Here is a 25,002-nt window from a genome sequence, read left to right on the forward strand (position 1 = left end):
GCCGGGGCGCGGGCCGCTTCACCTCGCCGTCGTTGTCGCCGCCCGTGTCGTGGGCCGTCGTGCCGCTGCCACTGCTTGCCATGCGGAAGTCCTCCTCGTACAGGCCGAAGTACCAGTCGAAGTACCGGCCGGACAGGTCGAGTTCACCGAGCGCGTCGCGCCGACGCCTCGCATCACTTGAAGCCGGTCGGCAGGTACTGCTTGACGTTGTCCTTGTCGACGACGGCCGAGTACAGCGTCACGTGGGCGGGGATCTCGAACTCGGCCATGCCGCTGATCCCCTTGCCCTGGCCGAGCGCGCGGGCCAGGTCGATGGCGGAGGCGGCCATGGTCGGCGGGTAGAGGACGGTGGCCTTCAGGACGCTGTCGCCGGACTCGATGGCCTGCATGGCGGACAGGGCGCCCGCACCGCCGACCATCAGGAAGTCGTCGCGGCCCGCCTGCTTGATGGCGCGCAGCGCGCCGACGCCCTGGTCGTCGTCGTGGTTCCACAGCGCGTCGAAGTCCTTCTGCGCCTGGAGGAGTTGGGACATCTTCGCCTGTCCCGACTCGACCGTGAAGTCGGCGGCCTGACGGGCCACCTTCTTGATGTTGGGGTAGTTCTTCAGGGCGTCGTCGAAGCCCTGGGTGCGCTGCTTGGTGAGTTCGAGGTTGTCGAGTCCGGCGAGCTCGATGACCTTCGCGTTCTTCTTGTCCTTGAGCTTCTCGCCGATGTAGTTGCCGGCGGACAGGCCCATGCCGTAGTTGTCGCCGCCGATCCAGCAGCGGTACGCCTGCGGGGTGTTGAAGATGCGGTCCAGGTTCACGACGGGGATGCCGGCCCGCATCGCCTTCAGCCCGACCTGGGTCAGGGCCTTGCCGTCGGCGGGCAGGATGACGAGGACGTCGACCTTCTTGTTGATGAGCGTCTCGACCTGGCCGATCTGGGCGGCCGTGTCGTTCGAGCCCTCCGTCGCCTCCAGGGTGACGTCCGAGTACTTCTTCGCGCGTTCCTTGGCGTTGTCGTTGATGGCGTTGAGCCAGCCGTGGTCGGCCTGCGGCCCGGCGAAGCCGATCGTGACCTGCTTGCCGGCCTTGTTGTCGGCCACCGGCTGGTCGGCGGCCTTGCTGCTGTCGTCCTTGTCGCTTGGCTCGTTGCTCGTGCAGGCCGTCAGCAGGCCGCCCGTGGTGACGGCGGCGGCGCCGAACAGGATCCTTCTGCGGCTCGCCATCTGGCTGGTGATCTCTGGCATGGCTTCGTCCCTTCCCGGGGCCGACCTTCAGGAGTGGGTGTTCGCTGTACGTCGCTGGACCAGGACCGCCGCGACGATGATGGCGCCCTTGGCGATCTGCTGGGTCGCGCTCTCCATGTTGTTCAGCGCGAAGATGTTCTGGATCGTGGTGAAGATCAGGACGCCGAGGACGGAGCCGGTGATGGTGCCCCGGCCGCCGGTCAGGAGGGTGCCGCCGATGATGGCGGCGGCGATGGCGTCGAGTTCGTAGAGGTTGCCGTTGGTGTTCTGGCCGGAGCCGGAGAGCACGATCAGCAGGAAGGCCGCGATGCCGCAGCACAGTCCGGACAGCAGGTAGAGGTACAGCCGCTGACGGCGTACGTCGATGCCGGCGAGCCGGGCGGCTTCCGCGTTGCCGCCGACGGCGACGGAGCGGCGCCCGAACGTGGTCCGGTTCAGGACGAGCCAGCCGATGACGGTGACGGCGGCGAAGACGAGCACCAGCGGCGGGATCCCCAGGATGTACGAGTCCCGTTCGCCGAGCTTGAGGACGCTGTCGACGGTGACCATCTGGGTGTTGCCGTCGGTGATCTGGAGGGCGAGGCCGCGCCCTGAGGCGAGCATCGCGAGGGTGGCGATGAACGGGACGACGGCGCCGTACGCGATGAGCATGCCGTTCACGAGGCCGCAGCCGACGCCGACGACGATCGCGGTGAACAGGACGCCGAGGAAGCCGTACTCCTGGGTGGAGACCGTGGTGGCCCAGACGCTGGCGAGGGCGACGATGGCGCCCACGGAGAGGTCGATGCCGCCGGAGATGATCACGAAGGTCATGCCGACGGTGACGACGCCGATGACGCTGGCCTGGGTGAGGATCAGCTGGACGTTGTCGGTGTCCAGGAAGGAGTCGGGCTGGGTGACGCCGCCGATGACGATCAGGACGGCGAGGACGCCCAGCAGGGAGAGGGTGCGGATGTCGAGGCGGAACGTCCGGGGGGCGCTGCCGGTGGGGGCCGGGGCGCGCTTTGGCTCCGCCGGGCGGGCTGGGGAGGCGGGGTGCGTCATGGCGCCGGGGTCCCTTCTGGGGTCGTTATTTGATCGCCGTGGGGGTTGTTGTGGGGTGTGAGTGCCGGTCGTGGGTGGCTGGTCGCGCAGTTCCCCGCGCCCCTATCGGGGCTGCCCTCGGCGCAGTTGACTACCGCGCCGCTCACCTCGCCGTGCCTTCCATGACCAGGTCCAGGACTCGGTGTTCGTCCAGGTCCCGGGCCGGGGATTCGTGGATGACGTGGCCCTCGCGGAGGACCAGGACGCGGTCGGCGAGGCCGAGGACCTCGGGGACCTCGCTGGAGACCAGGAGGACGGCGAGGCCGTCGTCGGCGAGGCGGCGGATGACCGCGTAGAGCTCGGCGCGGGCGCCGACGTCGACGCCGCGGGTGGGCTCGTCGAGGAGCAGGACCTTGCAGCCGCGCAGCAGCCAGCGGGCCAGGACCGCCTTCTGCTGGTTGCCGCCGGAGAGCGTACGGACCGGGACGCCGGGGTTGTCGGGGCGCAGCGAGAGTTCCCGGGTGGCCCGGTGCGCGGCCTCGCGTTCGGCGGAGCGGTTGAGCCAACCCCCGTACGAGTAGCGGGACATGGAGGAGACGGAGACGTTGCGGGTGACCGACTCCAGCATGAGGAGCGCCTGCGCCTTGCGCTCCTCGGGCGCGAGGCCGAGGCCCGCGCGCACCGCTGAGCGGACACTTCCGGGCCTCAACTCCTTCCCACTGACGGTGACTTGGCCGGTCGTCGGCTTGCGGGCGCCGTAGATCGTCTCCAGGATCTCGGAGCGACCCGAGCCGACGAGACCGGCGAGGCCGACGATCTCTCCCGGACGGATCTCCAGGTCGAGCGGCGCGAACTCGCCTTCGCGGGACAGGTTCTTGACGGTGAGCACGGCGTCCGTGCGCGGGGCGGACAGCGGCCGGTCCGGGAAGACGTACTCCACGTTGCGGCCCGTCATCAGGGCCACGACGTCCCGTGTGGGCGTGTCCTTCGCGGGGAGTCCGCCGGCCACGGCGCGGCCGTCCTTGAGGACGGTGACGCGGTCGCCGATCCGCCGGATCTCCTCCAGGCGGTGCGAGATGTAGACGACGGCGACGCCCTCGGCGGTGAGGTCTCCGACGATACGGAAGAGGTTGTCGACCTCGTCCGGGTCGAGCGCCGCCGACGGCTCGTCCATGACGATGAGGCGCACGTCGTGGGAGAGCGCACGGGCCATCGAGACGATCTGCTGACCGGCGGCGGAGAGGTCGCCGACCAGGGTGCCGGGCGAGATCTCGCCGTGCCCAAGCCGCTTGAGCAGGGCGGCAGTCGCTGCCCTGGCGTCGCGTCCTCGTACGACGAAGCCGGCCGAGGTGGGCTCGTGGCCGAGGAAGACGTTCTCGGCCACCGACAGGCCTTCGACCAGGTCGAGTTCCTGGTAGATGGTGGCGATACCGAGGCGCATCGCGGCGATCGGCGAGCGCAGGACGGTGGTCTCGCCGCGCCAGGTGATGGTGCCCTCGTCGGGCTGGTGCGCTCCGGCCAGGACCTTGATGAGCGTGGACTTGCCCGCGCCGTTCTGGCCGAGCAGACAGTGCACCTCGCCCGCCTGGACCTCCAGGTCCACGCCGTCGAGGGCGCGGACTCCGGGGAACGACTTGGTGATGCCGGACATGGTGAGCAGCGGTGGTTCTGGTGCCGAAGATGCCGAAGATGCCGGAAGTGGCGAAGGTGCCATGGCGGTTCCCCTAGCAGCGGGTGCGGGCCGGTTTCAGGGCAGGGCAGAGCAGTGCGCCGTACTGGGTGACGTGAAAGAGGCGGATGTCCTACGCGGGTGAGAACAGGTGGTCGCTGATCAGGCGGGCGCCGCCGATGACACCGGCGGTGGGGCCCAGCTCGCCCAGGACGATGGGAAGGTTGCCGGTCGCCAGGGGCAGCGACTGGCGGTAGACCTGGGTGCGCAGGGCGGCGAGGAGCGTGTGGCCGAGGCCGGTGACACCGCCGCCGATGACGACGAGGCCGGGGTTGAAGAAGCTGACGAGGGACGCGATGACCTGCCCGGTGCGGTTGCCGCCCTCGCGGATCAGGTCGAGGGAGGTCCCGTCACCGGCGGCCGCGGCGACCGCGACGTCGGCGGCGCTGAGCTTTCCGGCGCTCTCCAGGCGCCCGGCGAGCTCGGGCGAACTGCCGTCGCGGGCGGCCTCCTCGGCGTCGCGGGCGAGCGCCGCGCCGCTGAAGTAGGCCTCCAGGCAGCCCTTGTTGCCGCAGGCGCACTGGCGTCCGTCCGGCTCGACCTGGATGTGGCCGATGTCGCCGGCCGAACCCGTCGTGCCGCGGTAGACCTCGCCGCCGACGACGATGCCGCAGCCGATGCCGGTGCCGATCTTGACGCAGAGGAAGTCGCGCGCCTGGCGGGCGACGCCGGCGTGCTGCTCCCCCATCGCCATCAGGTTCACGTCGTTGTCGACCATGACGGGGCAGCCCAGTTCCTGGCTGAGTGCCTCGCGGACCGGGAAGCCGTCCCAGCCGGGCATGATCGGCGGCGCGACCGGAACGCCTTCGGGGAAGCGAACCGGTCCTGGCACGCCGATGCCCGCTCCGTCGAACCCCTCGGCGAGGCCTGACGCCTTCAACTTGGCGGCCATGGCGAGGACTTGCTCGAAGACCGCGACCGGCCCCTCCCGTACATCCATGGGCTGGGTGATGTGGCCGAGGACTTCCAGCTCCGCGTTGGTGACGGCGACGTCGACCGAGGTCGCGCCGATGTCGACGCCGAGGAAGCGGAGCGTGGGCGCGAGCCGGATGTTGTGGGAGCGGCGGCCGCCGCGCGAGGCGGCGAGTCCGTCGGCGACCACGAGTCCGGTCTCCAGGAGCCGGTCCACCTCGACGGCCAGCTTGGAGCGCGACAGATCGATCTGGTCGCCCAGCTGGGCACGGGAGTTGGGACCGCCGTCGCGCAGCAGTCGCAGCAAGCGCGCCTGGTGCGCGTTCGCGGGTCGAGCCGTCATGCGTCTCACGTGCCCCTCCCCGCCTCTTCGGGCTTCCGGATGGCTGACGTACGCCGTGCTTTCGATGGGGAACGTAGCAGTGCCTGCCGGGGGTGGGAAGAAGTTGCGCAGGAATTACCCATGACTTTCTCCAGTCACAGGACAAAGACCGTTCCTCGAGACACTCCCCTGCACGCGGCACGGCCGGACCGTAGTCTGTGCGCCGCGACAACGCGCCACGTCACAGGGGGAGAACGAGACATGACGTCGCCCACGGCACCTTCGTCACCGCACGCGCCGATACCGAAGCCGGGCCCGGGCCCGGTCCATCAGCCCGTCACGACGCTGGAGCTCTTCTTCGACCTGGTCTTCGTCTACACGCTGACCCAGCTCACCGTGCTGATCGCGCACGACCTGTCCTGGGCCACCGCGGGCCGCGTCGTGCTGATCTTCGTCGTCCTCTACTGGATGTACGGCGCCTACGCGTACCTGACCAACCAGGTGCCGCCCGACCGCCCGTCCCGCCGCCTGCTGATGCTGCTCGGCATGGCGGCGTTCCTGATCTGCGCCCTGTCGATCCCGCACGTCTTCGACCCGGACTCGAACGCGGGCGTGGTCTTCGGCCTCGGCTATCTCATGGTCGTCGTCGTGCACAGCGTGCTGTACACGCGCAGCCACGGCAACGACGTCATCTGGTACGCGGTGCCCAACTCCCTTGCCGCGCTGGCCATCACCGGCGCGGGTCTGTGCACGGGCCTCGCGTCGGACGGCCTGTGGCTGCTCGCGATCGCCGTGCAGACCGTGACCCCGCGCCTGGCGGAGTACGGGCCGACCCGCCGCTCCGACCGCCGGGCCGCCGAACTCCGCACCCAGCTGGGCGCGTTGCACCCGGGGCACTTCGTCGAGCGGCACGGTCTGCTGCTCATCGTCTCGTTCGGCGAGTCGGTCGTCGCGATCGGCGTCGGGATCGGCGATCTGCCGTTCACGGCAAGCGTGTTCACGGGGGTCTTCCTGGCGCTCGCCCTCGCCGGCGCGCTGTGGTGGACGTACTTCGTGCGCGACGAGGGCGGCGCCGAGCGGGCGTTCGCGGCGACGCCGGCCGACCGGCGCTTCCAGCTGGCGATGACCGCGTACTACTACGCGTTCCTGCCGATGCTGCTCGGTGTGGCGTTCCTGGCGGCCGGGATCAAGAAGTCGCTGGGGCACATCGGGGAGCATCTGCACACGGGGCCCGCGCTGGCGCTGGCGGGCGGGGTGGCGCTGTTCCTGGCCGGTGACGTGGCGTTCCGCGCGGCGATGAAGCTGCGCCCGCTGGGCTTCCGGGCGGCGACCGTGCCGGTGGTGCTCGCGACGGCGTTCCTCGGCCTGTACGTGTCGGCGCTGGCCCAACTCCTGGTTCTGGTCGTGTCGTTGGTGGGCATGCTCGCCGCCGAGGCACGCTGGTCCCCCACGTGTCGACAGGACACGCGTCGAGGGGAGCTCACATGATTCTGGTGACGGGCGCGACGGGCAACGTCGGCCGGGAGGTCGTACGTGCCGTGGCCGCGGCGGGCGCGCCGGTGCGGGCCCTCAGCCGTTCGGGTGCGGCCGACGGTCTGCCGCCGGGGGCCGAGGCGGCGGCGGGCGATCTGAACCGGGCGGACTCGGTGCGGGCCGCGCTCAGCGGCGTACAGGCGCTGTTCCTGCTGCCCGGGTACGGGGCGCAGCGGGAGATTCTGGCCGCTGCGCGGGCGGCGGGTGCGCGGCGGGTGGTGCTCCTGTCGAGCAGTTCGATCCCGGGCGGCGAGGAGTCCAACGCCGTCACGCGCTACATGATGGAGGCGGAAGCCGCGGCGCGGGAGTCCGGCCTCGCGTGGACGTTCCTGCGGCCGTGCGCGTTCATGTCCAACACCCTTGAGTGGGCGGACCAGTTGAGGAAGGGCGACGTCGTGCGGGCCGCGTTCCCGGGCGTACGGGCGGCGGTGCTCGACCCGTACGACATCGGGGAGGTCGCGGCGCGTGTGCTGCTCGCGGAGGGCACCGGGTACGACGGACAGGCCCTCGCGCTCTCGGGGCCCGAGGCGCTGACGCCGGCGGACCGCGTACGGATCCTCGGCGAGGTCCTCGGCCGGCCGCTGCGGTTCGAGGGCCTCTCGGACGAGGAGGCGCGGGCGGACTTCTCGGCGCGGATGCCGCAGCCCTACGTCGAGGCGTTCTTCCGGTTCTACGTGGACGGGACGCTGGACGAGTCACCCGTGCGGGACACCGTGGAGAAGGTCACGGGGCGGGCGCCCCGGACCTTCTCCCAGTGGGCGGTCGAGCACGCGGGGGCGTTTGCCTGAGCCGGGGCCGAGGCCCCCGACTACGCCTGCTCTTCGTTGCGGTGGTGGTACGTCTCGCGGGTGTGTTCCGTGTGGGTGCGCATCACCGCGGTGGCGCGGGACTCGTCGCGGGCCGAGATCGCCGCGATGAGTTCGCGGTGCTCGATCCAGGACTGCTTGCCGCGCTGGCGGGCCACCGGCTGGTAGTACCAGCGGACCCTGCGGTCGACCTGGCCGGCGAGTTCGGCCAGGACCACGTTGCCCGCGAGCTCCATGACCTTCGCGTGGAACTCGGCGTTCGTCGCGACGACCAGGTCCACGTCCCCGTCGGCGACGGCCTGTTCACCCCGGGCGCAGAGGTCTTCGAGGGCGGTGATCCCGGTCTTGCCCGCGTTCGCCGCGGCGAGCCGGGCGGCCTCCGCCTCCAGGAGCGTGCGGACGGTGAGGAGCTGGTCCGCCTCCTCCTCGGTCGGCTCGTGCACGAACGCGCCCTGGGCGGGGCGCAGATCGACCCAGCCCTCGGTGTTCAGCCGCTGGAGCGCCTCGCGCACCGGCTGCCGGGAGACCCCGAGGTGGCCGGCGAGCTCGCTCTCGACCAGATGCTGGCCGGGTTGGAGCGCACGCGTCGTGATGAGTTCGAGCAGGGCCTCGTAGACCCGCTCGCGCAGTGGTCCCGGGCGCTCGAGTTTGGGCACCGCCCCCTGCGGCAGTCCTGTGGACAACATCGCGGTCCCCTCCTGGGCTTCGGCCACTCGATTGGCTTTGGAATACAGTTTACCGAGCACAATCGCCACCGCCAGGGCGAGTTGGCCTCATCACACCCCGGGCCCCTCTAGGGAATGCGCACGACCTGGCCCGCGTACGAGAGATTCCCGCCGAAGCCGAAGAGGAGCGCGGGCGCCCCGCTCTCGATCTCGCCGCGTTCGACCAGCTTGGACAGGGCCATCGGCACGCTCGCGGCCGAGGTGTTGCCGGAGTCGACGACGTCCTTGGCGACGACCGCGTTGACGGCGCCGATCTTGTCGGCGAGCGGCTCGATGATGCGCAGGTTCGCCTGGTGCAGGACGACCGCCGCGAGGTCGGCCGGCACAAGGCCCGCCTTCTCGCAGGCCTGCCGGGCGAGCGGGGGCAGCGAGCGCGTGGCCCAGCGGTAGACGGACTGGCCCTCCTGCGCGAAGCGGGCCGGTTCGCCCTCGATCCGTACGGCGTTGCCCATCTCCGGGACCGAACCCCACAGGACCGGGCCGATGCCGGGCTCCTCGCCGTCGGCGCACGGCTCGACGACCACGGCGCCGGCTCCGTCGCCGACCAGGACGGAGGTGGAGCGGTCGGTCCAGTCGGTGACGGCGGACATCTTGTCGGCGCCGATGACCAGGGCGCGGCGGGCGGCACCGGCCCGCAGCGTGTGGTCGGCCGTGGCGAGGGCGTGCGTGAAGCCGGCGCACACGACGTTCAGGTCGAGCGCGGCCGGGGACGGGACGCCGAGGCGGCGGGCGACGCGGGCCGCCATGTTCGGGGACCGGTCCACGGCGGTGGACGTGGCGACGATGACGAGGTCGATGTCGTCGGCGGTCAGACCGGCCGCGGCGAGGGCCTTGGCGGCGGCGTGCGCGGCGAGCTCGTCGACGGGCTCGTCGGGGCCGGCGATGTGCCGGGTGCGGATGCCGACGCGGGAGCGGATCCACTCGTCGTTGGTGTCGACCATGCCTTCCAGGTCCTCGTTGGTGAGGATCTTGGCGGGCTGATAGTGGCCGATGCCGACGATGCGCGAACCGGTCATGGAGGTCCCCTCGGATGCCTGGCTCGTACGGCCCGACGCCGAGTGCCGGGCCGTACGAACTGCGGATCCTCCAGTCTGGTCAGGGACCAGCGAGTATGCGGTGACGTAAAGCGACAGGATTGTGCCGTCCTGGTTGGAGAGTTCTACCCGATCACCCGGTAAACAGCTGTGTGGCCTTTTGCACCAGTTCGTACAGTCCGTACGCGAGCGGCGCGCCCACCCAGAGCCAGGCGAAGGCGATCAGGCCGCGGCGCCTAGGCGGATTGCCGGCGGTCGTGGGCGGTGGTGTCATCGGCGGGCTCCCTGGGGGCGGGGACGTGGTGGTGGCGGGGGTCGACCGGGCGGACGAGTTCGTTGGCGACGAAGCCGACGACCAGCAGGCCGATCATGATCGTGAGCGAGAGGCCGTAGAGCGACGAGCCGTGTTTGCCGGCGTCCTCCTGGCTGTCGGCGACGCGGTTGACGATGAGCGGGCCGAGGACGCCGGCCGTGGACCATGCGGTGAGCAGCCGGCCGTGGATCGCACCGACCTGGTACGTGCCGAAGAGGTCCTTCAGGTACGCGGGGATCGTCGCGAAGCCGCCTCCGTAGAAGGAGAGGATCACGAGGGCACAGACCACGAAGAGGGGCTTCGAAGCGTCGCCGTAGAGGGAGATCAGCAGGTACATCAGGGCGCCGACGCCGAGGTAGAGGCGGTAGACGTTCTTGCGGCCGATGAGGTCGGAGGTGGAGGACCAGCCGATGCGGCCCGCCATGTTCGCGGCGCTCAGGAGCGCGACGAAGCCCGCGGCGGCGGAGGCGGAGACGGGCGTACTGGTGTCCGCGAAGAAGTCCGTGATCATCGGCGCGGCCTTCTCCAGGATGCCGATTCCGGCCGTCACGTTCATGCACAGGACGATCCACAGGCACCAGAACTGCGGGGTGCGGATCGCCTGTCTCGCCGAGACCTGAGGTCCGGTGGCCGCCGTTCCGGGTGCACCCCGGGTCGCGTCCGGCGCGGCCCTGGGCGGCACCCGCACGAGCAGCACGCCCAGCGACATGAACACCATGTAGACGATGCCGTGCACCGCGAAGGCCAGCGCGATGCCTCCGCTGCCCTGCGGGAACGACTCCAGCATCTGCGCGCTCCACGGCGACGCGATCAGCGCGCCGCCGCCGAAGCCCATGATCGCGATGCCGGTGGCCATGCCGGGGCGATCGGGGAACCACTTGATCAGCGTGGAGACCGGCGAGATGTAACCGATGCCCAGGCCGATGCCGCCGACGAACCCGTAGCCGAACACGATCAGCCAGAACTGTTCGGTGAGCGCACCGAGCGCGGAGATCAGGAAGCCCGAGGAGAAGCAGACGAGGGCGACGCTCATCGCCCAGCGCGGGCCGTTGCGCTCGACGAGCGTGCCGCCGAACGCCGCGGACAGGCCGAGCATCACGATGCCGAGCTGGAACGGCAGCGCGCTCTGGGTGCCGCTCAGGTTCAGGGCGGATTCGAGGGGTGGTTTGAAGACGCTCCAGGCGTAGGCCTGGCCGATGGCGAGATGGACCGAGAGGGCGGCAGGGGGGACGAGCCAGCGGCTCCAGCCTGCCGGTGCTACGGGGGGCCTCATGATCCCGAACGGTAGGGAGCGGCCGGGGAGTTGGGAAGGGCGCGGACAGGACTCCGTACAGAATCCGTCGACCGTATGCGATGGCGGCGCCCCGCACGGGACCTCGGCTGCCGCGCCGGACCCCTCGTGCAGGACAATGGCCTGGTAGCTCACCTCGCCGCACGCCACGTACAGAACCGGGACTGATCAGGACAATGGGACGAGTCACGGAACGGCGCAAGGTCATCCGGATCAGGGACGGCCGCGTCTCGGCCCGGCCGGACACCCTCGTCGCCGAGGAGCCGTTGGAGATCCGGCTGAACGGCAAGCCGCTCGCGATCACCATGCGCACCCCGGGCGACGACTTCGCGCTCGCCGCCGGATTCCTGGTCAGCGAGGGTGTGCTGGCGAGCGCCGCCGACCTGCAGAACATCGTCTACTGCGCGGGCGCCACCCAGGACGGCACCAACACCTACAACGTCGTCGACGTACGCACCGCACCCGACGTGGCGATGCCCGACATCACCCTCGAACGCAACGTCTACACGACCTCCTCGTGCGGCCTGTGCGGCAAAGCGAGCCTCGACGCCGTACGCACCCAAGCACGCTTCCCCATCGACGACACTCCCCCGGTCCGGCTCGGCGTCGACCTGCTGGCGTCACTGCCCGACCGGTTGCGCGAGGCCCAACGCGTCTTCGACCGGACCGGGGGCCTGCACGCCGCCGCCCTGTTCACCCCCGACGGCGAACTCCTCGACGTACGCGAAGACGTGGGCCGCCACAACGCCGTCGACAAACTCGTCGGCCGAGCCCTGCAAAACGGCGACCTGCCCCTGTCCCAGTCCATCCTGCTCGTCTCCGGGCGAGCCTCGTTCGAACTGGCACAGAAAGCCGTCATGGCCGGCATCCCCGTCCTCGCCGCCGTGTCCGCACCCTCCTCCCTCGCCGTCGACCTCGCCACCGAGACGGGCCTGACCCTCGTCGGATTCCTGCGCGGCACCTCCATGAACGTGTACGCGGGCGAGCACCGCATCGCCCTTGACGCCTTCGGCGCCGAGCGGGACTGAACACGGCCTAGTCGGCGGGGATCTGGGCCACGCGGCGGAGCATCTCCAGGAACCGGGCGCGTTCGGCCGGGGTGAGCGGGGCCAGGAGTTCGTCGTTGGCGGCACGCGCCGCGCGGGCGCAGGTCTCGACGAGGCGGGCGCCCTGCCCGGTGATCGTCACCGCGTTCTTGCGCCGGTCCTTGGGGTCGGGGGCGCGCTCGACCAGACCCGCCGCCTGGAGGTCGTTCAGGACGCCGACCATGTCCTTGGGGTCGAGCCGGACGCTGCGCACGAGGTCGGCCTGCGCGACGGGCTCCAGGTCCGCGACCGCGCAGAGGACCACGTGGTGCCACATCTTCAGCCCGTGCTCGGCGAGCGCGTCCGCGACGAGGGCGCGGCCCCGCGCGGCGGCCCGGCCGAGGAGCCAGCTGGGCAGGTTGCGGATGGCGGCCGGAGCGGTGGGGACGGCGGGGTCTGCGGCGGCTGGCGTGGTCATGGGTCCAGCGTACCCAGATTTCATTGGACCTCCCAAGGAAATCTGGGCTACGGTGAGAATCGTTGGGATTCCCCACGACTTGCTCCTGACCGTTTCGGAGGTGTGCACGCATGCGTCGTGTCCGGTACGAACACAGCGGCGGTCCCGAGGTCCTGTTCCTGGAGGACGTGCCGGTGCCCGAGCCCGGCCCCGGTGAACTCCTGGTCCGCGCCGAGGCGATCGGCGTGACCCTGCCCGTCGTGCGCAAGGTGCGCGAGACCCGCGACCCGATCCCGCTCGGCGGCGAGATCGCGGGCGAGGTGGTCGCGTGCGGCGAGGGCGTCACCGCGTACGCACCCGGCGACCGCGTCACCGGCCTGGTCTTCGGCCACGGCTACGCCGACTACGCCCTGCTGCACGAGGCGATGGCCTCACCGGTGCCGGACGCCGCGAGCGCGGTCGACGCGGTGGCGCTCGTGCGCAGCGGGCTCGTCGCGTACGGGGCCCTGCACGCGGCCCGGCCCGCACCCGGCGAGGCGGCGCTCGTGACGGGGGCGGCCGGCGGTGTCGGTCAACTCGCCGTGCAACTGGCCCGGTTGAAGGGTGGAGCGGCGCGGGTCGTGGCCGCCGTCTCGGACCGCCGCAAGGCCGACTTCGTGCGCGGGCTCGGCGCCGACGAGGTGGTGACGTACGAGGACGCGTCGTGGGGCGATCCCGTGGACTACGTACTCGACGCGGTCGGCGGCGCGCTGCTGAAGCCGGCGGTCGGCGCCCTCGCGCCGTCCGGCCGGCTCGTGGCGTTCAGCTCGGGCGGCGGGACGATCGAGGCGTACGACCTGCTCGTCGGCGCGAAGTCGGTCGTGGCGTTCCAGATGGCGCTTGTCGCGCGCGGGCGGCCGGACACGTACGAGCAGTGGCGCAAGGAGGTGTGGGAGCTGTTTCTGACGGGGCATCTGAAGCCCTTCGTCCATGGGGAGTTCGGCCTCGCGGATGCGTCGAAGGCGCATGCGGTGATCGAGGAGCGGGCCAATCTCGGCAAGGTCGTCCTCGTCCCGTGAGCCCGGGGCGGCAGTCCCCTGGTGCACGGTCCTTGTGGCGTGCCGAGCGTCCCAAGTAGCGTCTGTGGCGCATACGTTGGACGTGGGATGTCCGGTTGTCCGGATGACCTGAAGGGTGGGCCGCGCCATGCACGTCTCTTTCCCCGTACGTCTCAGATCGGCGGTGGTGGCGCTGGCCGTCGCCGCCGCGCTCCCCGTCCCGGTCGCGGCACAGGCCGCCGATGCCGCCGCCGAGACCCCACCTCCTTTTGAACAGCGGGTGTTGTTCAAGGCGTCCCAGGACCCGGGCTACGCCTGCTATCGCATTCCCGCCGTCGTGAAGACGGTCAAGGGCACACTCCTGGCCTTCGCCGAGGGCCGGACGAACGACTGCTCCGACGCCGGTGACATCGACATCGTCGTCAAACGCTCCGAGGACGGCGGCCGCACATGGTCCCCGCTCCAGGTCGTCAACGAGGGCGCCGGTGACACGCACGGCAACCCCGCGCCGATCGTGGACCGCAGGACCGGCCGCATCGTGCTCGCGGAGACGTACAACACGGGCCGCACCGACGGCAAGAACTGCTCCGTGCCGTGCGACCGCACCCCGCACATGCAGTACAGCGAGGACGACGGCCGCACCTGGTCGCGGCCGCGTGACCTGAGCGACGAGATCCTGCCGCCCGACTTCAACTCCTGGTACGCGACGGGCCCGGTGCACGGGATCCAGCTCACCAGGGGCCGGCACCGCGGGCGGCTCGTCCTCACCGTCAACTCCGAGACGTGGGACGGCAGTCGGGTCAGCGCCAACCATGCCGCGCTCATGGTCAGCGACGACGGGGGCGACCACTGGCGGATCGGCGCCAGGGACTCGTGGCCGATCGCGGCCGACGGCACGTTCCGGCAGAAGCCGTCCGAGATGACGCTCGCCGAGCGGCCCGACGGCTCGCTCTACGTCAGTGGCCGCGAGCAGGACGGCACCGATCTCGGGCATCGCACCGACGCGGTGAGCCGGGACGGCGGCGACTCGTTCGTCCGCCCCTTCTCGGCGATCCCCGACCTCTACACGCCGCAGGTCCAGGGCTCCGTCCTGCCCGTCGGACGCCACGGCGAGCGGCTGCTGCTCGCCTGCCCCGGCGATCCGGACCGGCGCCGCACCATGACGATCCGCTCCTCCTACGACGGCGGACGCACCTGGGAGAGCTTCGACCGGGGCACCGTCGTCACCACGGACTGGTCCGGCTACTCGGACCTCGTGCAGGCCGATCCGGCGCATGTGGGCCTGATGTACGAGGGCGGGGCGGTGGACGCGCGGGACGAGATCCGGTTCGCCCGGTTCACGCTCGACTGGCTGGCGGAGCGGCGCGGCGCCGATCCGACGACGGACGACCGGGCGAAGGGTGCGCACGGGGCCGCCGTGCTCGGTGGGGCGTCGGTCACCGAGGGCCGGATCGGCGGGGCGCTGTCGTTCGACGGCGTCGACGATGCCGTACGACTGCCGTACCGCGACGCACTCCCCCTGGGTGCACGGGACTTCACCGCCTCGCTCTGGTTCAAGTACAGCGCGACGAGCGGTGAGCAGCCGCTGCTGTGGATGGGCGGCATCGGGACGACGCAGCCTCAGGTGTGGCTGCGCGGCGAGCCCGCGTCGAACCGGATCACCGGGCTGATCACCGTGCGGGACGGGGCGGCGGCGCCGCGGACCGTGTCGGTGCGCAGCGCGTCCGCGTACAACGACGGGGCCTGGCATCAGGCCGAACTCCGGCGCGAGGGCGGGTGGTTGAGTCTGTCCGTGGACGGGGCCGTCGTCGGGAGCGCGGCGGATGTGCCGGGGTCGGTGAGCCGGAACTCGCCGTTCGGGGTGCATGTGGGGCAGCGGATGGACAGCCGGGCGTTCTTCAGCGGGGCGATCGACGAGGTGCGGGTCACCGCTGATGGGGAGCCTGTGGTGTGGTTGCCCATGGACCGGGTGCGCGGAGGGAGTTAACGTCGCGTCGCGTGAGGGGTCGGGAGCGAACGATGGCGACGCGCGGCCGGTGGGGGCTGGTCGCGCCCCGCGGCGGAGCCGCACATCGACGCTGCCCCGCGCCCCTGTGGGGACTCCTGCTCGCCCTCGTCTGCGGGTTGGTTGTCTTTGTCGCCCTCCCCGATCGGGAGGGCGACTCCCGTTGCGCCGCCCGTACGGTGACCAGCGCCTCCCCCGACACCGCCCTCACCACCACCTTCGCCCGCTACGGCGACGACCCGACCCGTACCGACGACTGGACCGGCGGCGACGGGACGCACTCCGTGCGGTTGCCGGACGGGCGGACGCTCTGGCTGTTCTCCGACACGTACACGGGGGCCGTGCACCCGCCGCCCAATCCCGAGGGGCAGCCGCACGCCTGGCGGGACCCGAGCGCGCCGTTCGTGCGCAACTCGGCCGTGCTGATGGACCGTTCGGGCCGGATCGAGCGGACCGTCGCCGCGCCGCTGTTCCCGGATACGGGGGTCGGCGAGTGGCGGTGGCCGGTCGCCGCGCGGGTGGAGGCGCGGGCGCCGGGGTCGGACGAGCAGGTCGTACGGGTACTGCTGTGGACCAGGGCGGCGGGGAGCGGCCCGTACATCTACGGGGTGCCGACGGCGACGGAGGTGGCGACCCTGGCGCTGCCCTCGCTGCGGGTCGAGGGGATCACGCAGGTCCTCGACCAGCGGCAGGTGCGGGATCCGGCGAAGCGGGTGCTGTTCGGGACGACCCTGGTCGACGGGGGCGGCTGGACGTACGTCTTCGGCGGGGACGACGGGCAGGCCCCCGTGCACCGCGCCTTCGTGGCCCGGGTGCCGCGCGGCCGGCTCGGCGACGTGAAGGCCTGGGAGTACTGGGACGGTGCGCGCTGGCAGGCCGGAGCGCGGGCCGCGCCGGTGCTCGGGGACGGGCGGCGGCGGGGCGTGGGCAGCGCGTTCGGTGTCGTACGGGACGGGGGGACGTACGTCCTGTTCACGATGGCGGCGGGGACGGCCGGGCTGACGAAGGTCGTCTCGTACTGGGCGTGTTCACCGGCCGGGCCGTGGCACGGGCCCGCGAAGGCGTTCACGGCCGCGCTGCCGGACGGCACCGTCGCCGCGTACAACCCGCAGGCGCACCCGGCGATGAGCGGGGACGGGCGGTTCGTGCTCAGCTACGACGTCAACTGGCTGGACGCGACACCCGCCACCGCGCAGGCGCATCTCAGCCGGAACGTGTCGCTGTACCGGCCCCGGTTCGTGACGGTGCGCCTCGGTCCTCGTACGTGAGGTTCACCGGACGCGGCTCCTCCGGGTCCTTCGCGCGGCGCTTGGCGATGACCGCGCACACCATCAGCTGCATCTGGTGGAAGAGCATCAGCGGCAGCACGGCGAGGGAGGCGTGCGCCCCGAACAGGACGCTCGCCATGGGCAGTCCGGAGGCCAGGGACTTCTTCGAGCCGGCGAACTGGATCGCCACGCGGTCCGCGCGGCCGAAGCCGAGCGCCTTCGCGCCGTACCAGGTCACCGCCAGCATGATGGCGAGGATCATCGCCTCGACCACGAGGAGACCGGCGAGCCGGACCGCGCTGACCTGGTGCCAGATGCCCTGGACCATGCCCTCGCTGAACGCGGTGTAGACGACGAGCAGGATCGAGCCGCGGTCCACGTATCCGAGGATCTTCTTGTGGCGCGCGATGAAGCCGCCGATCCAGCGGCGCAGCAACTGGCCCGCGATGAAGGGCACGAGCAGTTGCAGCACGATCTTCATCAGGGAGTCGGCGTTGAAGCCGCCGCCGCTGTTGCCGAGCAGGGCCGCGGCGAGCAGCGGGGTCAGGACGATGCCGGCGAGCGAGGAGAAGGAGCCCGCACAGATCGCCGCAGGGACGTTGCCGCGCGCGATCGACGTGAACGCGATCGACGACTGGATGGTGGAGGGGACGAGGGTGAGGAAGAGGAGTCCCTCGTAGAGGTTCTGCGGCAGGAGTACGGGGACCAGGCCGCGGGCGGCGAGGCCGAGCAGCGGGAACAGGACGAAGGTGCAGGCGAGGACCGTGACGTGCAGGCGCCAGTGCCGCAGTCCGTCCATCGCCTCACGGGTGGAGAGCCGGGCACCGTAGAGGAAGAAGAGGAAGGCGACGGCCGTGGTCGAGGCGCCGGAGGCGACGTCCGCCGCGGTGCCGCGGGCCGGCAGGAGCGCGGCGAGGCCGACGGTTGCGATCAACGCGAGGATGTACGGGTCGATCGGGATCCAGGACGGCCGGCTCAGGCGTTTCATCGGTTCCTTGGTCTTCGTTGCTGGCGGTTCGTGCTGCTGGCGGTTCGTGTCGCTGTCGGCTGGTGTCGCTGTCGGTTCAGGACGTGCCCTCTCCATCGTCCTCCTGATCACCGTGATCGGGAATCCTGCATACCGTACTGACTGTCATCGTGTTCCGTGATGAGCAGGGGTAGGGTCGGGGCATGTACGACCCCGGGCAGTTGAGGACGTTTCTGGCCGTCGCGCAGACGCTGAGCTTCACGCAGGCCGCGCGCCGCCTCGGCCTGCGGCAGTCGACCGTGAGCCAGCACGTGCGGCGCCTGGAGGACGCGGCCGGGCGCACCCTGTTCACCCGGGACACGCACTCCGTGGATCTGACGGAGGACGGGGAGGCGATGCTCGGGTTCGCGCGGCGGATCCAGGAGGTGCACGAGCAGGCGGCGTCGTTCTTCACGGGGACGCGGCTGCGCGGCCGGCTGCGGTTCGGCGCGTCGGAGGACTTCGTACTGACCCGGCTGCCGGAGATCCTGGAGGCGTTCCGGGCCGAACACCCGGAGGTGGACCTGGAGTTGACGGTCGAACTGTCCGGCACGCTGCACGAGCAGATCGACGCGGGCAAGCTCGACCTGGTCCTCGCCAAGCGGCGCCCCGAGGATCCGCGCGGCGAGTCCGTGTGGCACGACCGGCTTGTGTGGATCGGCTCGGAGCGGCTGCGGCTCGACGCGGAGCGGCCGGTGCCGCTCATCGTGTATCCGCCGCCGGGGATCTCGCGGGCGCTGGCCCTCGAAGCGCTGGAGCGGCACGGGCGGGCCTGGCGGATCGCCTGTACGAGCGGATCCCTGAACGGGTTGATCGCTGCGGCGCGGGCCGGGCTCGGAGTGATGGCGCACTCGCGCGGTCTCATTCCACCGGGTCTGGTGCGGGTCCCTGACCGGGTGGGGCTGCCGGAGTTGGGGGAGGTCGATTTCGTGTTGCGCGGGTCGGGGGGCCGGGAGGACGGTGGGGCTGCGCGGGCGCTGGCCGAGGCGATCCTGGCGGGGGGCGATCGCTTGCGGTGAGCTCCGCTGGGGTGCGGGATATTCGTCTGCGGGTTCGGTGGGGGCTGGTCGCGCAGTTCCCCGCGCCCCTGAGATGCGCACCTTCGGTGCGACATCTCATCGGGCGCGTTCGCGTCGGGGAAATGCGACGCGAAGCGTCTGCATTTCAGGGGCGCGGGGAACTGCGCGACCAGCCACGACGAAAGCCGCAGCCGAATATCCCGCACCCCAGCGGAGCTCACCGTACCGGTGGCCGGTACGTCAGCTGTTTCACCCGGCGGATGAACGGCGCCGTCTCCACATGCTCGACCCCCTCCAGATGCCCCAGCTTCCCGGAGACGTACGCGTACAGGTCCGCCGTGTCGCGGGCGAGAGCCGTCGCCACCAGGTTGGAGGGGCCCGCGGTAGCGGCGACGTGGGCGATCTCCTCGTGGTCGGCCAGGGCCCGGCCCACCGTGTCGAGGTGGCGGGGCGACGCCGTGATCCAGAGCATCGCCGCGACGCCGTAGCCGAGGCGCAGCGTGTCGTACTCGACGTCGATGTAGAGCGCGCCGGACGCGAAGAGCTGGGCGAGGCGGCGCTTGACCGCGGACTCGGACCGGCCGGTGGCGCGCTGGAGTTCCGGGTACGTGGCCCGGCCGTCGCGCTTGAGTTCGGCGAGCAGCGGCGCGTCCTGCGGGGTGATGGACGGCGCCTCGGGCGGGGCGGGCGGCGGGCGCAGCGCCGCGACCTGGTCGGCGCTGAGCGGGCCGTACTTGCGCAGCCAGCCCTGGGGTCCGCCGAAGAAGCGGTGCAGCATGAGCTGGGCGCGGATCTCGACGATGTGCGGGGTGCGCGGGAGTTTGCCGAGGAGCAGGTCGTCGTAGTCGCCGGGGGTGCGCGGCACGGTCCCGCAGACGATCTCGGTGCCGCCCGAGGTGAGGCCGATCCACGAGGTGTCGGGCCGGCGGGCGAGGGCCGCGGCGATGGCCTCGGCGCCCTCGGGCGCGCAGCGCAGCCGCAGCATCCAGTGGTCGTAGCCGAGTACCTGGGCGTCCTGGAGGCCGACGACGCGCAGCCCGCCGTCCGCGACGAGCTTGCGGTAGCGGCGGGCGACGGTCTGGTCGGAGACGCCGATGACCTCGGCGATCCGGCTGAACGGCGCCCGCCCGTCGGCCTCCAGGGCCTGGAGGATCTTCAGGTCCAGATCGTCGAACGTGGTGGGATCCATCCCGCCGCCGCCCTCTCGTGTCGGATTCCGTCGATACGACACCGCTGATCATGTCGATCGGCCGCGTCCACCCCATCGTACGAAGCCGACGGAAGAACGAGACGAACGAGAGGTCGGATTCACGATGCGTACATGGGGGACCTTGACCGCGGTCTGCCTGGGGACGTTCATGCTGCTCCTGGACGTGTCCATCGCGGTCGTCGCGCTGCCCGACATGGCGGGCGCGCTGCACGCCTCGCTCACCGATCTGCAGTGGGTGATGGACGGCTACGCCCTCGCGCTGGCCGCGCTGCTGCTCGGCACGGGCGCCGCCGCCGACATCCTGGGGCGGCGCCGGGTGCATGTGGTCGGGGTCGTGGTGTTCGCCGCGGCCTCGCTGGTGTGCGGCCTGGCGAGCGGGCCCGGGATGCTCGTCGCGGCCCGGGTCGTGCAGGGGCTCGGGGCGGCGGCGATGTTCGCGACGACGCTGCCGATCATCGGGGCCGTCTACCAGGGGCGGCAGCGCTCGGTGGCGCTGGGTGTGTTCGGCGCCGTGAGCGGCGGGGCCGCCGCCATCGGCCCGGTGCTCGGCGGGCTGCTGACCGAGGGGCCCGGCTGGCGGTGGATCTTCTGGGTCAATCTGCCGGTGAGCGTCGCCGCGGTGTGGCTGACGCTGCGGCACGTGCCGGAGTCGCGCGGGCCGAGCGAGCGGCGGATCGACTGGGCGGGGACGGCGGCCTTCGCGGCGTTCGCGGGCGCGGCGACGTACGGCGTGATCCGCGCGGGCGAGGAGGGCTGGAGCGAGCGGGGCGCGCTCGTGTCGCTCGGGGCCGCGGCGCTCGCGCTGCTGTGCTTCGTGGCCGTCGAGCGGCGGTCGGCGCACCCGATGCTGGATCTGGCGCTGCTGCGCCGGCCCGCGTTCGTGGGCGTGATGGTGGGCGCGTTCGCCTTCAACGCGGCCGCGTTCGGTGTGCTGCCGTACACCTCGCTGTGGCTTCAGACGCTGCTCGGGATGTCGCCGGTCCACGGCGGCCTGGTGTTCCTGTCCCTGTCCGGCGCTTCGATGGTGGTGGCGATAGCGGGCGGGAAGCTGCTGCACGGGGTGCCCGCGCGGATCACGGTCGGCGGCGGGCTCGTGCTCATCGGGGTCGGGCTGTGCTGCCAGGGGGTGCTCGACGCGGGGTCGTCGTGGCCGGCGCTCGTGCCGGGGCTCCTCCTGACCGGCGTCGGGGTCGGCCTCGTCTCGCCCGGGATCGCGGGTGCGGCGCTCGCCACGGTGGAGCCGGCCAGGTCGGGCATGGCGGGCGGTTCGCTCAACACGTTCCGGCAGCTCGGGTACGCGCTCGGCATCGCGGTCTTCGGCACCGTATTGATCTCGCGGATGCAGGACACGCTGCCGCGCGGCGCCGCGCATGCCCTCGCAGGCGGCGGGGCGGACGCCCTGCGCGGGCGCATCCCGGAGCAGAGCCTTCACACGGCCTTCGCACAAGGGCTCAACTCGGCCTCGCTGGTGGCCGGTTGTGTGGCGCTCGTCGCAGGCTTCCTGGTGCTCGTTTTGGTACGGTCCCCCCAGACGCCCGTTGCGGAACCGACCGCTCCGCCCAAAAAGTCGGTCGGCGTGCCGCGGTGACCCCTCCGTACAGATTCCGTGGAGACGGGTACGCAACCGGCAAGGAAGAGTGAAGAGCGGTGGGAGATTACGCCACCGAAACTTACTGAAGCGTAAGTATTCTGTCCCGCCGCTTCCCTTGTGGCCGCATTTAAACGGCTGACCTGTGCATATTCCGCGCGCTACCGGCGAGTTGGACCCCCTCCCGCCGGGGCGCGCGGTCGGGTACCGTCACCGACGCTGTGCGGAGCAGCGCCACAAGGAGCAACTTTGCGCGAGTTCACCAACCCCCAACTGGTGACGGCGCCGCCGGTGGGCGGCCTGGCCGACGCCGTCTTCGATCATGCCCTGGAGGATCCCGACCACATCGCCTTCGGGCGCAAGGACCAGCAGGGACGCTGGCAGGACATCACGTCGGCGCAGTTCCGCGACGAGGTCCTGGCACTCGCCAAGGGCCTGCTCGCGGAGGGCATCCGGTTCGGCGACCGCGTCGCGATCATGTCCCGTACGCGCTACGAGTGGACGCTGTTCGACTTCGCCCTGTGGACCGTGGGCGCCCAGGTCGTCCCGATCTACCCCACCTCGTCCGCCGAGCAGGTCTTCTGGATGCTCTACGACGCCCAGGTGTCGGCCGCGATCGTGGAGCACGAGGACCACGCGATGACGGTGGCGACGGTCATCGACCGGCTGCCCCATCTGCGCCGGCTGTGGCAGCTGGACGGCGGCGCGGTCGGCGAGGTCACCGCGGCCGGCACCCACGTCGACGACGAGACGGTCCAGCGGCACCGCCGCGCGGTCACCCCGGAGTCCGTCGCCACGGTCATCTACACGTCCGGCACGACGGGCCGCCCCAAGGGCTGTGTGATCACACACGCGAACTTCATGTTCGAGGCGGACACGATGGTCACGCGCTGGGCCCCGGTGTTCTCCTCCAAGCGCGACCGCGAGGCGTCGACGCTGCTCTTCCTGCCGCTCGCGCACGTCTTCGGGCGGATGGTGCAGGTGGCGGCGGTGCGCGGCGGTGTGAAGCTCGCGCACCAGCCGCAGCTGAACGCGGCGGCACTGCTCCCCGACCTCCAGGCCTTCCGGCCGACGTTCATCCTCGCGGTGCCGTACATCTTCGAGAAGGTCTTCAACGCGGCCCGCAGGAAGGCCGAGAACGAGGGCAGGGCCGGCGCATTCGACAAGGCCGTCGAGTGCGCGGTGAAGTACGCGGACGCCCAGGAGGCGAAGGCGTTCGGCACCGGCCCCGGGCCCTCCGCGTCGCTGCGCATGCAGCACTCGATCTTCGACAAGCTCGTGTACTCCAAGGTGCGCGAGGCGATGGGCGGCAAGGTGCGCCAGGCGATGTCCGGCGGCAGCGGCATGGACCGGCGGCTCGGCCTGTTCTTCGCCGGCGCGGGCGTCGCGATCTACGAGGGCTACGGGCTGACCGAGTCGACGGCCGCGGCCACCGCGAACCCGCCGGAGCAGACCCGCTACGGCACGGTCGGCAAGGCGATCCCCGGCACCACGGTGCACATCGCGGACGACGGCGAGGTGTGGCTGTACGGAGCCAACGTCTTCCAGGGGTATCTCAACGACCCGAAGGCCACCGACGCCACCCTGCACGACGGCTGGCTCGCCACCGGCGACCTGGGCGCGCTCGACGAGGACGGCTACCTCACGATCACCGGGCGCAAGAAGGAGATCCTCGTGACCTCCGGCGGCAAGAGCGTCTCGCCGCAGCAACTGGAGGAGCGGGTCCGCGACCATCCGCTGGTCGCGCAGTGCATCGTGGTCGGCAACGACCGCCCGTACATCGCGGCGCTCGTCACGCTCGACTCGGAGGCCGTCGAGCACTGGCTCGGCATGCGCGGCAAGCAGCTGATGAACCCGGCCGACCTGGTGCGCGACCCCGATCTGGAGATGGAGGTGCGCCGTGCGGTGGTGGCCGCCAACACCCTGGTCTCGCAGGCGGAGTCGATCCGCACGTTCCGGATCCTGGCCCATCAGTTCACCGAGGAGCACGGGCTGCTCACGCCGTCCCTGAAGCTGAAGCGGAAGGCGATCGAGACGGCGTACTCGGCGGAGGTGGACGCGCTCTACGGGTCATGAGCCGTCCCGGGGACAGTTTCTGACGGTTCATCAATTACCGATGCGTCAGTTATTGACGGTTCATCAGGTCGCACACAGAATCACCCTCACTTCGACGGAGGGGGCCCGACCGTGTCGCGACCGATCCGCGCCATCACCGCCACCGTGGCGGCACTCCTGCTCGCCACCGCCTGCAACTCCACCGCCGACAACAACTCCTCTGCAGCAAAGGGGAGTTCGGTACGGGGAGTGACCGACGACTCGATCAAGGTCGGCGGGATCGTCTCCATGACGACGGCGAGCGGCTACAGCAAGAAGGACACCGACCTGGGCGCGAGGGCCCGCTTCGACCGCGCCAACGCCGAGGGCGGGATCAACGGCCGGAAGATCGACTACCTGGGCGCCGAGGACGACGGCCAGGACCCGGCGAAGAACCTGGCCGCCGCCCGCAAACTCGTCCAGCAGGACAAGGTGTTCGCGATCGCGCCGATGAGCTCGGTGACGTTCTCCGGGGCGGACTTCCTCCAGAAGCAGGGCGTGCCGACGTTCGGCTGGGGCACGCTGCCCTCGTTCTGCGGTCCGACGTACATCTACGGGTACGGCGGCTGCATGGTGCCGATGCCCGGCGGTACCATCTCGCAGACCTGGCCGGAAGGCCTGAAGCACGTCACGAACGGGTCGAAGGGCACGTCGGTCGCGATCCTCGCCAACGACAACGACGCGGGCACCTTCGCCATCCGCACCTACAAGCAGTCGTTCGCCTCCGCCGGCTACAAGGTGACGTACGCCAAGGCCTCGGTGCCCGCGACGTCCGTGCCGAGCGACTGGTCCGCGTACACGAAGGAACTGCTGCGCAGCGACGGCGGCAAGGCCCCCGACGTGGTCGTCTCCGTCATGCAGACCCCGTACAACATCGGCCTGTTCACGGCCGTCAAGCGCACCGGGTTCACAGGGGTGCTGACCGATCCGACCGACTACGACCCGGGGCTGCTCGCCAAGAGCACGACGAAGCAGGCGCTCGACGGTGTCCATGTGCTGCTGTCCTTCGAGCCGTTCGAGTCGAGGACGGCGGACATGGAGCGGTTCAAGGCCGACATCAAGAAGGCGGCGGGCGGCAAGGACGTGCCGCTCAACATGCACATGATGACGGGGTACATGAGCGCTGATCTCTTCTTGGCCATCGCCGAGAAGGCGGGCAAGGACCTCACCGTGAAGTCCTTCCAGTCAGCCGCGGACGGGTTCTCGGACCGGAGCACGATGGTCGGCGACCGTGAACTGCCGCGCGGGCAGAAGGAGTCGTTCGGCTGCGGAGCCCTCGTACAGCTCAAGGGCGGGGCGTACCGGGTGTCGTCCCCGTTCAAGTGCTACGAGCCGATCCCCTTCAAGTGAGCTCCAAGCAGCCCTGCCCGAAG

Annotated in this window: 20 protein-coding genes; 10 read left to right on the top strand and 10 right to left on the bottom strand. The window is 70.9% G+C overall.

The annotated features are described in order from the left end of the window. Positions 1-173: 173 nt before the first annotated feature. The 4 genes from AB0L37_RS10075 to AB0L37_RS10090 all read right to left on the bottom strand — a co-directional run bounded on the left by AB0L37_RS10075 (position 174) and on the right by AB0L37_RS10090 (position 5,239). Positions 174-1,232 (bottom strand): substrate-binding domain-containing protein, encoded by a 1,059-nt coding sequence (locus tag AB0L37_RS10075; RefSeq protein ID WP_365502345.1) that lies wholly within the window; start codon positions 1,230-1,232, stop codon positions 174-176. A gap of 27 nt (positions 1,233-1,259) precedes the next feature. Then, positions 1,260-2,276, bottom strand: a complete 1,017-nt coding sequence (locus tag AB0L37_RS10080; RefSeq protein WP_365502347.1) for an ABC transporter permease — start codon at positions 2,274-2,276, stop codon at positions 1,260-1,262. A gap of 142 nt (positions 2,277-2,418) precedes the next feature. Then, positions 2,419-3,906, bottom strand: a complete 1,488-nt coding sequence (locus AB0L37_RS10085; RefSeq protein ID WP_365502349.1) for a sugar ABC transporter ATP-binding protein — start codon at positions 3,904-3,906, stop codon at positions 2,419-2,421. A gap of 151 nt (positions 3,907-4,057) precedes the next feature. After that, entirely contained in the window at positions 4,058-5,239 is a 1,182-nt protein-coding gene (locus AB0L37_RS10090) for an ROK family transcriptional regulator (protein WP_365502351.1), read from the bottom strand. Positions 5,240-5,479: 240 nt separating this feature from the next. Here AB0L37_RS10090 and AB0L37_RS10095 point away from each other — a divergent pair, with 240 nt between their 5' ends. Both AB0L37_RS10095 and AB0L37_RS10100 read left to right on the top strand, forming a co-directional pair. Continuing rightward, the gene (locus AB0L37_RS10095; protein ID WP_365502353.1) at positions 5,480-6,706 is read left to right on the top strand and encodes a low temperature requirement protein A; all 1,227 of its coding nucleotides are present in this window, start codon (positions 5,480-5,482) and stop codon (positions 6,704-6,706) included. After that, positions 6,703-7,539: an NmrA family NAD(P)-binding protein gene (locus AB0L37_RS10100; RefSeq protein ID WP_365502355.1), complete on the top strand. Its 837-nt coding sequence runs from the start codon at positions 6,703-6,705 to the stop codon at positions 7,537-7,539. The genes AB0L37_RS10095 and AB0L37_RS10100 overlap by 4 nt, the downstream gene beginning before the upstream one ends. Before the next feature lie 20 nt (positions 7,540-7,559). On the opposite strand, the gene AB0L37_RS10105 is transcribed toward AB0L37_RS10100, so the two are convergent. The 3 genes from AB0L37_RS10105 to AB0L37_RS10115 form a co-directional block, all read right to left on the bottom strand. Next, positions 7,560-8,243 carry a GntR family transcriptional regulator gene (locus AB0L37_RS10105; RefSeq protein WP_338703854.1) on the bottom strand — a complete coding sequence of 228 codons (684 nt, stop codon included), beginning with the start codon at positions 8,241-8,243 and terminating at the stop codon, positions 7,560-7,562. Positions 8,244-8,350: 107 nt separating this feature from the next. Further along, positions 8,351-9,298, bottom strand: a complete 948-nt coding sequence (locus AB0L37_RS10110; protein ID WP_365502358.1) for a beta-ketoacyl-ACP synthase III — start codon at positions 9,296-9,298, stop codon at positions 8,351-8,353. Positions 9,299-9,552: 254 nt separating this feature from the next. Beyond that, positions 9,553-10,902 carry an OFA family MFS transporter gene (locus AB0L37_RS10115; RefSeq protein ID WP_365502360.1) on the bottom strand — a complete coding sequence of 450 codons (1,350 nt, stop codon included), beginning with the start codon at positions 10,900-10,902 and terminating at the stop codon, positions 9,553-9,555. Positions 10,903-11,096: 194 nt separating this feature from the next. On the opposite strand from AB0L37_RS10115, the gene fdhD reads away from it, so the two are divergent. Further along, complete coding sequence (gene fdhD / locus AB0L37_RS10120; protein ID WP_365502362.1) at positions 11,097-11,948, top strand: formate dehydrogenase accessory sulfurtransferase FdhD; 852 nt, start codon at positions 11,097-11,099, stop codon at positions 11,946-11,948. A 7-nt stretch (positions 11,949-11,955) separates the two neighbouring features. Here fdhD and AB0L37_RS10125 read toward each other — a convergent pair whose 3' ends face one another. Then, positions 11,956-12,423: a MarR family winged helix-turn-helix transcriptional regulator gene (locus AB0L37_RS10125; RefSeq protein WP_365502364.1), complete on the bottom strand. Its 468-nt coding sequence runs from the start codon at positions 12,421-12,423 to the stop codon at positions 11,956-11,958. Positions 12,424-12,533: 110 nt separating this feature from the next. On the opposite strand from AB0L37_RS10125, the gene AB0L37_RS10130 reads away from it, so the two are divergent. From AB0L37_RS10130 to AB0L37_RS10140, 3 genes are all read left to right on the top strand, one after another. Beyond that, complete coding sequence (locus AB0L37_RS10130) at positions 12,534-13,460, top strand: zinc-binding dehydrogenase (RefSeq protein ID WP_365502366.1); 927 nt, start codon at positions 12,534-12,536, stop codon at positions 13,458-13,460. Between the two features lie 127 nt (positions 13,461-13,587). Then, on the top strand, positions 13,588-15,426 hold the full coding sequence (locus AB0L37_RS10135; protein ID WP_365502368.1) for an exo-alpha-sialidase: 1,839 nt from the start codon (positions 13,588-13,590) through the stop codon (positions 15,424-15,426). A 32-nt stretch (positions 15,427-15,458) separates the two neighbouring features. Beyond that, a complete protein-coding gene (locus AB0L37_RS10140; RefSeq protein WP_365502370.1) occupies positions 15,459-16,712 on the top strand; it encodes a DUF4185 domain-containing protein in 1,254 nt (417 codons plus the stop codon). Here the strand turns inward: AB0L37_RS10140 and AB0L37_RS10145 are convergent. Then, positions 16,648-17,700, bottom strand: a complete 1,053-nt coding sequence (locus AB0L37_RS10145; protein ID WP_365502372.1) for a bile acid:sodium symporter family protein — start codon at positions 17,698-17,700, stop codon at positions 16,648-16,650. The two genes, AB0L37_RS10140 and AB0L37_RS10145, sit on opposite strands and share 65 nt — an antisense overlap. A 182-nt stretch (positions 17,701-17,882) precedes the next feature. On the opposite strand from AB0L37_RS10145, the gene AB0L37_RS10150 reads away from it, so the two are divergent. Next, positions 17,883-18,737, top strand: coding sequence for a LysR substrate-binding domain-containing protein (locus AB0L37_RS10150; RefSeq protein WP_365502375.1), 855 nt, complete (start codon positions 17,883-17,885; stop codon positions 18,735-18,737). 217 nt (positions 18,738-18,954) lie between these two features. On the opposite strand, the gene AB0L37_RS10155 is transcribed toward AB0L37_RS10150, so the two are convergent. Beyond that, a complete protein-coding gene (locus AB0L37_RS10155; RefSeq protein WP_365502377.1) occupies positions 18,955-19,926 on the bottom strand; it encodes an AsnC family transcriptional regulator in 972 nt (323 codons plus the stop codon). A 124-nt stretch (positions 19,927-20,050) separates the two neighbouring features. On the opposite strand from AB0L37_RS10155, the gene AB0L37_RS10160 reads away from it, so the two are divergent. The 3 genes from AB0L37_RS10160 to AB0L37_RS10170 all read left to right on the top strand — a co-directional run bounded on the left by AB0L37_RS10160 (position 20,051) and on the right by AB0L37_RS10170 (position 24,979). Beyond that, positions 20,051-21,535, top strand: a complete 1,485-nt coding sequence (locus tag AB0L37_RS10160; RefSeq protein WP_365502379.1) for an MFS transporter — start codon at positions 20,051-20,053, stop codon at positions 21,533-21,535. A 249-nt stretch (positions 21,536-21,784) separates the two neighbouring features. After that, complete coding sequence (locus tag AB0L37_RS10165) at positions 21,785-23,611, top strand: long-chain fatty acid--CoA ligase (protein ID WP_365502381.1); 1,827 nt, start codon at positions 21,785-21,787, stop codon at positions 23,609-23,611. Between the two features lie 111 nt (positions 23,612-23,722). Then, positions 23,723-24,979, top strand: coding sequence for an ABC transporter substrate-binding protein (locus AB0L37_RS10170; protein ID WP_365502383.1), 1,257 nt, complete (start codon positions 23,723-23,725; stop codon positions 24,977-24,979). The last annotated feature ends 23 nt before the right edge of the window (positions 24,980-25,002 follow it).

The organism is Streptomyces sp. NPDC052225, from assembly GCF_040679615.1.
GTDB lineage: Bacteria > Actinomycetota > Actinomycetes > Streptomycetales > Streptomycetaceae > Streptomyces.